Origin of the sequence: Actinomadura soli (assembly GCF_005889715.1) — a bacterium.
Classification (GTDB): Bacteria; Actinomycetota; Actinomycetes; order Streptosporangiales; family Streptosporangiaceae; genus Spirillospora; species Spirillospora soli.
The window spans coordinates 1-7,045 of sequence record NZ_VCKW01000347.1 but is presented as its reverse complement, the minus strand read 5'-3'; the positions used below and the strand labels follow the sequence as shown (position 1 = coordinate 7,045).

At 72.6% G+C, this 7,045-nt stretch carries 8 protein-coding genes; 4 read left to right on the top strand and 4 right to left on the bottom strand.

Annotation, left to right across the window (positions count from 1 at the left end; translation table 11 throughout):
* Both ETD83_RS37615 and ETD83_RS37610 read right to left on the bottom strand, forming a co-directional pair.
* A partial coding sequence (locus ETD83_RS37615) for an asparagine synthase-related protein (RefSeq protein WP_138649971.1) occupies positions 1–1,777 on the bottom strand: 1,777 nt, incomplete at its 3' end.
* A gap of 25 nt (positions 1,778–1,802) precedes the next feature.
* Positions 1,803–1,910: a keywimysin-related RiPP gene (locus tag ETD83_RS37610; RefSeq protein WP_138649970.1), complete on the bottom strand. Its 108-nt coding sequence runs from the start codon at positions 1,908–1,910 to the stop codon at positions 1,803–1,805.
* A gap of 436 nt (positions 1,911–2,346) precedes the next feature.
* Between ETD83_RS37610 and ETD83_RS37605 the strand changes: the two genes are divergently transcribed.
* On the top strand, positions 2,347–2,844 hold the full coding sequence (locus tag ETD83_RS37605; RefSeq protein WP_138649969.1) for a GNAT family N-acetyltransferase: 498 nt from the start codon (positions 2,347–2,349) through the stop codon (positions 2,842–2,844).
* Between the two features lie 71 nt (positions 2,845–2,915).
* Positions 2,916–3,950: an SGNH/GDSL hydrolase family protein gene (locus ETD83_RS37600; protein WP_138649968.1), complete on the top strand. Its 1,035-nt coding sequence runs from the start codon at positions 2,916–2,918 to the stop codon at positions 3,948–3,950.
* Between the two features lie 18 nt (positions 3,951–3,968).
* On the opposite strand, the gene ETD83_RS37595 is transcribed toward ETD83_RS37600, so the two are convergent.
* Positions 3,969–4,541, bottom strand: coding sequence for a TetR/AcrR family transcriptional regulator (locus ETD83_RS37595; protein ID WP_138649967.1), 573 nt, complete (start codon positions 4,539–4,541; stop codon positions 3,969–3,971).
* A 71-nt stretch (positions 4,542–4,612) separates the two neighbouring features.
* Between ETD83_RS37595 and ETD83_RS37590 the strand changes: the two genes are divergently transcribed.
* Both ETD83_RS37590 and ETD83_RS37585 read left to right on the top strand, forming a co-directional pair.
* The gene (locus tag ETD83_RS37590; protein WP_138649966.1) at positions 4,613–5,188 is read left to right on the top strand and encodes a dihydrofolate reductase family protein; all 576 of its coding nucleotides are present in this window, start codon (positions 4,613–4,615) and stop codon (positions 5,186–5,188) included.
* A 35-nt stretch (positions 5,189–5,223) separates the two neighbouring features.
* Positions 5,224–6,195, top strand: coding sequence for a CapA family protein (locus ETD83_RS37585; RefSeq protein WP_138649965.1), 972 nt, complete (start codon positions 5,224–5,226; stop codon positions 6,193–6,195).
* A gap of 16 nt (positions 6,196–6,211) precedes the next feature.
* Here the strand turns inward: ETD83_RS37585 and ETD83_RS37580 are convergent.
* A partial coding sequence (locus ETD83_RS37580; protein ID WP_138649964.1) for an SDR family oxidoreductase occupies positions 6,212–7,045 on the bottom strand: 834 nt, incomplete at its 5' end.

Here is a 7,045-nt window from a genome sequence, read left to right as displayed (position 1 = left end):
CGACGGTGGTGTACAAGATCGCCTCACGCAGCTCGGGGGTCGCGGGACGCGCCGTCAGCGCCCGCAGCCGCGCGGCGTCGACCAGCCCGAGCCGGGCCAGCCGGGAGCCGTCCCACAGCTCCATGAGGTCGCCATGGTGGGCGCGCAGGCCGTCGGCGGCGTCCATCGACGCCTCCGCCTTGTTCGACCGCGCCAGGCATTCGTCGGGGACGACGCCGCGCATCGCCGCGACCAGGAGCGGCTTGTACCGCCATGGCGTGACCCTCTCCTCCGGACGGACGGCGAGGCAGGTCTCGATCACCCGGTCGTCCAGGAACGGGGAGGACATCGGGAGCCCGGCGCGGGCGCTCATCTGCTCCCACTGCCGGACGATGCGGGCGCACATCCGGACGCCCTGCAGGTCGGCGTGCTGCCCCCGGTCCGGCGCCAGCGGCTCGGCGTACCGGGCGGCCTCCCGGATCAGCTCCCTGGCGGCGTGCTCCGCGTCGGGCGTCACCCAGCCGAAGAGCCGGGGCGCCATGTCCCAGCCGAGCGCGCCGAGCGCGGCCGGCTGCGGCGGACGGCGGAGGTCGGCCGCCGTCCCGGCCAGCCAGCGCCGGTACGTGCGGCCGTCGGCCAGCGCCCGCGCCATCGGGCCGAACGGCCAGTCGAACAGCGCCCGGAACCCGCGCAGCCGGCCCAGCGCGGGCAGCGGCCGGCGGCGCAGCAGCCCGTGGTAGTGCGCCTCCGAGCACCAGGCGACCTGGTCGCCGCCGATGCCGGTCAGGTGCAACCGGCTGCCCTTCGCGACCAGCCGGGGGACGTGGCTGAGGACCCGCGCCCGGTCCATCATCCCGATGGACGGCTCGTCCAGGGGGTCGTCGATGTCGAGGAGGCCCGCGTAGACCAGGGGCGACTCGTCCGCGGGCCACACCGCGTGCTCGACGCCGGGCAGCCGCGCGGCGGCCCGCCGCGCCCACAGCAGGTCCTCGTCGATGGGGTCGCGGCCCGGCCACGTGGCGGCGATGATCTCCGCGTGGCCGCGGGCGGCGAGGAAGCAGACCGACGTGGAGTCCAGGCCGCCGGACAGGTCGCAGCTCACGGTGCCGCCGCCCGCCGTGCGCACCCCGACCGCCCGGGCGAGCGCGGTCCGCAGCTCGGCCGCCCCGGCGGCCAGGGTCTGCTCCGGCTCGGGCGGCGACCACCAGCGGCGCGTCCGGGCGCGGCCCTCCGCGTCCAGGACGAGGTGGGCGCCCGGCTCCACACTGTGGACGTCCCGCCACATGGGCGCGTGGGGGAGCGGATGGGGGACGGGCCACAGCAGCCGCACCGCGAGCTGCCGTTCGTCCAGTTCGGCACCGGCCAGCGCGGCGAGGACGTCGGCGCGGTCGGCCGCCACCGAGACGCCGCCCACCCGCGCGTGGAAGACCAGCCGCAGCCCGGCCGCGTCGCCTTGCACGCGGGTCCGGCCGCCGAGGGCGGCGACCAGGTGGAAGCTGCCGGGCAGCGTGCGGGCGAGCCGGTCGAGCGAGGTGAGGCCCGTGAGCCGCGCCGCCTCGCGCTCGACCCGTTCGACGTCGTGGGGACGGGTGCCGATCAGCGCCAGCCGGGCGTCGCCGGCCTCGGCCACGGTGATCTCGGTGTCCGTCCAGTTCCCGATCAGCCAGGGCCGCCCGGAGGGGTGGCGCAGGGTGCGGGCTCGGGGCACGCCCGCGGCCACGGCGAGGGCGGCCTCGTGGTCCGGCAGGACCACGAAGAACGCCTCGCCGTGACCCGGCATGCCGCTGTGCTCGGACATTGGCATGGTGGAGGGGCCGCCGTCGTCAGTTCTTGCTGAAGATCAGACGGTCGTTGCCGTTGCGCAGGAGGAGACCGGTCGCCTTGCGGAAGGAGCCCGCCGCCACGAGAACGGGCGTTTCGTACCGCTTCATCTTCTCTTCCTTTCCCGTCGTGATTTCTTTTTGGGGGCGCTCCCTATTTCGCCTCACGAATGGCGAAACGTGCCGCAGCATGGCACGGAATCGCATGCCTCGCCACCGCCGGGCTCGATGACCTTGGACGGCTCCGTCCGCCCGGCCGTGACCGAACCCGGCCGGACAAATCCGAAGTATTCGAATAAGTCCGGCGGAATCACCGGATATGAGCCCGTCCGATAGACGCTTGGGGCTGGCCCCGCGGACATTTCTCGATGACCGCCGGGTGCGCCACGGTTCCACGCGGGCCAGTGCCGTGGCACGGGAATCCCCATTCCCCGTCCCACCGAAATGGAGTCCTTTCGACTCACGACGCGCGGCGGGCGCCCGCCCATGGCCGAGTTCTGTCCTTGAGGGGAGGGACGGGGTGCCGGGGACGGCCTACGATCACGGGATGGGGTACGAGGTCCGGGCGGCGCGGCCGGAGGATCTGGCGGGGCTGCCGGCGATCGAGAGTTCCGGGGACGCGATGTTCGCGGAGATCGGCATCGTGTTCCCGCCCGCGCCGACGGTGGTGGAGCAACTGATCGGGAAGGGCGGGGAGATCCTCGTGGCGGGCGATCCGCCGGTCGGGTTCGCGGCGGTCGAGGAGGTCGACGGGGCCGTCCATCTGGAGCAGATCTCGGTGCGCGGCGACCTGACCGGCCAGGGGATCGGCGTCCGCCTGCTGGACGCGGTCAAGGCGCACGCCGCCGCGGGCGGATCGCCCGGGGTGAGCCTGCTCACGTTCCGGGACGTCCCTTGGAACGGCCCCTGGTACGCCGAGCACGGGTTCGTTGAACTGCCCGAGGGGCGGTGGGGCCCGGAGATCAGGTCCTACTGGGACGCCGAGGTCGAGGCCGGGCTGCACCGGCTCGGGCCGCGTCTCGTCATGCGGGCGCCGGTCACTTAAAGATCTACAACGTAAAGGCGGGAACCCGGAAGGCGGCACGGACGTCTCGCCCATGGACGCGAAGGAGAACGATGATCAGCCCGGTGGCGTGGGTGCGGGGCCGTCTCGGCGAACGGGGGCTGGCACTCGCCGTGCTCGTGGGGTTGCTGGCGCTCGCCGTCGTCCCGCTGGTGGCGCTCCCGGCCGTGCGGTGCGAGGTGTTCGGCGCCGGCTGCCGCGAGCCCAGGCCGGAGTTGCGCGCCGATCCGGTCGCGGCGAGAAAGGAACCCACGCCGGTCGAGGCGGCGACGCGGGGCTCCTATGTGGCGCTGGGGGACTCGTACTCGGCGGGTCTCGGCGCGGAGGCGACCGTGGCCGACAAGAACCCGCTCGCCCGGTGCCACCGGACGTCGAAGGCGTACTACCACGAGGTCGCGCGGGCGTTCCGGTTCGCGAAGGGCACCTCGTTCTGGGCCTGCTCCGGCGCCACCATCACCGACTTCCTGAACGGCCGCAGCGGGGAGCCGCCGCAGCTCGGGCGCATCAGCCCCGACACCAGCCTCGTCACCTTGAGCATCGGCGGCAACGACGTCGGGTTCTCCCAGGTCCTCTCCGGGTGCGTGGTCAAGATGCCGTGGAGCAGGCGGTGCACCCGGCAGGGCGAGGACGTCGCCGGGCGGATGGCCGAGCTCCGGCAGAGCCTCCCCGACCTGCTCGACAAGATCACCGCGCGGGCGCCGCGGGCGCGGGTGGTGCTGATGGGGTACCCGAAGGCGTTCTCCGAGGTCAGCGGTGTGGACGGGGACAACATCACCGTGGACGACCAGCGCTGGCTGAACGCGCGGGCCTACGACCTGAGCCGGCTGATCCGCGCGTCGGCGCAGGAGGCCGACGCGCGGATCGCCGCGCGGAACGGCCAGGGCAGCGTCGAGTTCGTCGACGCCTACAGCGCGTTCGCCGGCCACGAGGTGGGCAGCAGGGACGCCTACATGAACGGCCTGCTGCTGAACCTGTCGGCGTTCTCGGCCGAGCCGCGCAGCTACCACCCGACGATCGCGGGCCAGCGCGCCCTGGCCGGCCTGTTCGTCGAGCAGATCAAGAAGGGTCCCGGCCGCCCGCTGGCGTGAGGCCGCCGGCTCGTCGCGTCAGCGCGGGACAGCGCGTTCGACCGCGAGGGCCACGAGGTCCTGGACGTCCTCGTCGGTGAACACTCCCGGCAGGGTGAGGTGCTCCACGATCAGCCAGTTGAGGGCCAGGTAGAGCAGCCGCACCGTGGTCGCGTCGCCGGGCAGGCCGGACTCCAGGTGGTGGGCGATGTTGACCTCCACGTCCGCGCGCACCCGCTCGGTCAGGACGGCCCGCAGCTCGGGACGCCGCGTCGCCTCCAGCCGCAGTTCCAGCAGCGCCAGGTAGCCGGTCCGGAAGTCGGAGATCCGGCCGACGACCTCGCGCAGCAGTTCGGTGACCCGGGCCAGGTCGCGAGGCCCGTCAAGGCGTCCGGCCAGCGTGGTCGCGTCGGGCTGCAGGCGCTCGTAGATCCGGCGGCCCGCCTGCGTGAACAGGTCGTCCCGGCTGGTGAAGTAGTTGGACGCGGTCCCGACGGGCACGCCCGCCTCGGCGTCCACCGCCCGGAACGTCAGCCCGCGCGCGCCCTCCCTGGCCAGCACCTCGATCGCGGCGTCGACGAGCGCCGCCCTCCGTTCGACGTTCCTGCGCACCTTGACACCACTCCATCCGTAGTACTACGTTCAAATCACTCCATACAGAGTACTATGAACGGAGTGTGAATATGCGAAAGCTCGTCTACTACGTCGGCGTCAGCATCGACGGCTACATCGCCGGACCGGGCGGCGAGGTCGACTTCTACCCGCTCGGCGACGACATGGCGGCCTGGATCAACGAGCGCTATCCGGAGACCCTTCCGACGCACGTCCGCGCGCACGTCGGCTTGGAGGGCGCGCCGAACAAGCGGTTCGACACGCTCGTGATGGGTCTCGGCACCTACCAGCCCGCGCTGGACATCAACGTGACCAGCCCTTACGCGCACCTGCGGCAGTACGTCGCGTCCACCACGCTGGACGAGATCGCCGACCCGTCCGTGGACCTGGTCCGCGATCCGGCCGGGATCGTCGGCGAACTCAAGGCCGAGGACGGCGACAAGGACATCTGGCTGTGCGGCGGAGGAAGGCTCGCCGCCGCGCTGCTCCCCGAGATCGACGAACTGATCGTCAAGAGCTACCCGGTCGTGGCCAGGGCCGGCGTTCCCGCCTTCTCCGGCGAGTTCCGTCCGGCCCTCTTCACGCCCACCCGGCGGGAGTCGTTCGGCAACGGCGCCCAGGTCACCTGGTTCACCCGCGCTTCGTAGGCTGGACGGCGGTACTCCGCCGATTGGGGGCCCTGATGACCGTCACCTTGGCGCTCGCCGGAGACACCATGCTCGGACGCGGTGTCGCGGACGAGATCGCGATATCCGGTCCGCGTGACCTGTTCTCCGGCGGCGTCCGCGAGGCGTTCGCGGAAGCGGACCTCGCGCTCGTGAACCTGGAATGCTGCCTCTCCGCCCGCGGCCGGAAATGGGAGGCGCCGGGCAAGCCCTTCCATTTCCGGGCGCCCCCGATTGCCGCCGAAGCCCTCACCGGCCTCGGCGTCGACTGCGTGACGCTCGCCAACAACCACGCGCTCGACTACGGACCGGACGCGCTGCGGGACTCCCTCGACATCCTGGAACGGGCGGGGATCGGCCGCGTCGGCGCGGGCGCCGACGCCGACGACGCATGGCAGGGCATCGTCCTGGAGGCCGGAGGCGTCCGGGTCGCGGTGGTGGGCGTCACCGACCACCCGTCCGACTTCGCCGCGGGGCCGGGACGTCCCGGCGTCGCCCATGCCGACCTGGAGACGGGAGTGCCCGGCCACCTGCTGGAACGGATCGGACGGCTCCGAGCGGACAACGACGTCGTGCTCGTCCTGCCGCACTGGGGCCCGAACATGACGCGGGAACCGCTGCACTACGTGCGGCGCGCGGCCAAGAAGCTTCTGGACGCAGGAGCGACGCTCATCGCGGGGACCTCGGCGCACGTCTTCCACGGCGTGGCCTGGCCCGTCATCTTCGACATGGGCGACTTCATCGACGACTACGCCATCGACGATCTGCGCCGCAACGACCTCGGGCTGCTGTTCCTGATCACGCTGGACCGCACGGGCCCGTCCCGGATCGAGGCGGTGCCGCTGCGCCTCGACTACTGCCGCACCCGCCTGGCCGCGGACGCCGACCACCGCTGGATCGCCGACCGTTTCACCCGCGCCTGCGCCGCCTTCGGCACGCGCGTCGAGGCCCGAGACGACCGGCTGGTCATCGAGGCGCCGCCGTCATAGCCGGATCGCGCCGCCGCTACAGCGGATCACCGAGCGGCCCGTACTCGTCCACGAGGGCTTCGGCCCAGTGGGCGGCGAAGTCGGGCTGCGCGCCGTCGACGTCGGTGAACCCGTACTCCTTGTACAGGCCCCAGGTGGCGAGGGCACGGCCGGTCTTGGCAATGATGCCGGGGTCGGCGGCCAGGGCGGCGACGGCCCGTCCGACGTAGGCGGGGGTCTCGGAGTAGGCGAAATGCGGGTCCTTGGCGATGGCGTCCCGCCAGTTGTCCTCGGTGACGCCGAAGTGGTCCAGGACGGCCTCCGACCGCAGGAAACCGGGCGTGACGGCCACGGCCGCGACACCGTGCGGCTTCAGCTCGGCGGCCTGCGCGAACGCCAGCCGGATCACCGCCGACTTCGCGAGATCGTAGAAGAACGAGCCGCGGTAGCGGGCGGTGTTGCCGTCCGTCACCTCCACCACGAGGCCCCGGCCGCGGGCGACCAGCAGGGGAAGCGCGAACCGGCTGGTGATCACGTGGGTCTCCACGGCCTGCCGCAGCAGCCGCAGCCCGGTGTCGAGGTCCTGCTCCCACAGCGGATGCTCCCAGTCGGTCAGCGGGTCGCCGCCCCACACGGAGTTGACGAGCACGTCGAGCCGCCCGTCCTGGTCCGCCGCGATCCGGTCGGCCAGCGCGCGGACCTCGTCCGGACGGCTGTGATCGGTGCGGATGGCGATGCCCGTCCCGCCCGCCGCGGTGACCTGCTCGGCGGTGCCCTCGATGGTCTCCGGGCGTCCGATGTCCGAACTCGCGGAGCCGCTGCTGCGGCCCGTCACGTAGACGGTCGCCCCCGCGGCTCCGCGAGTTCGGAC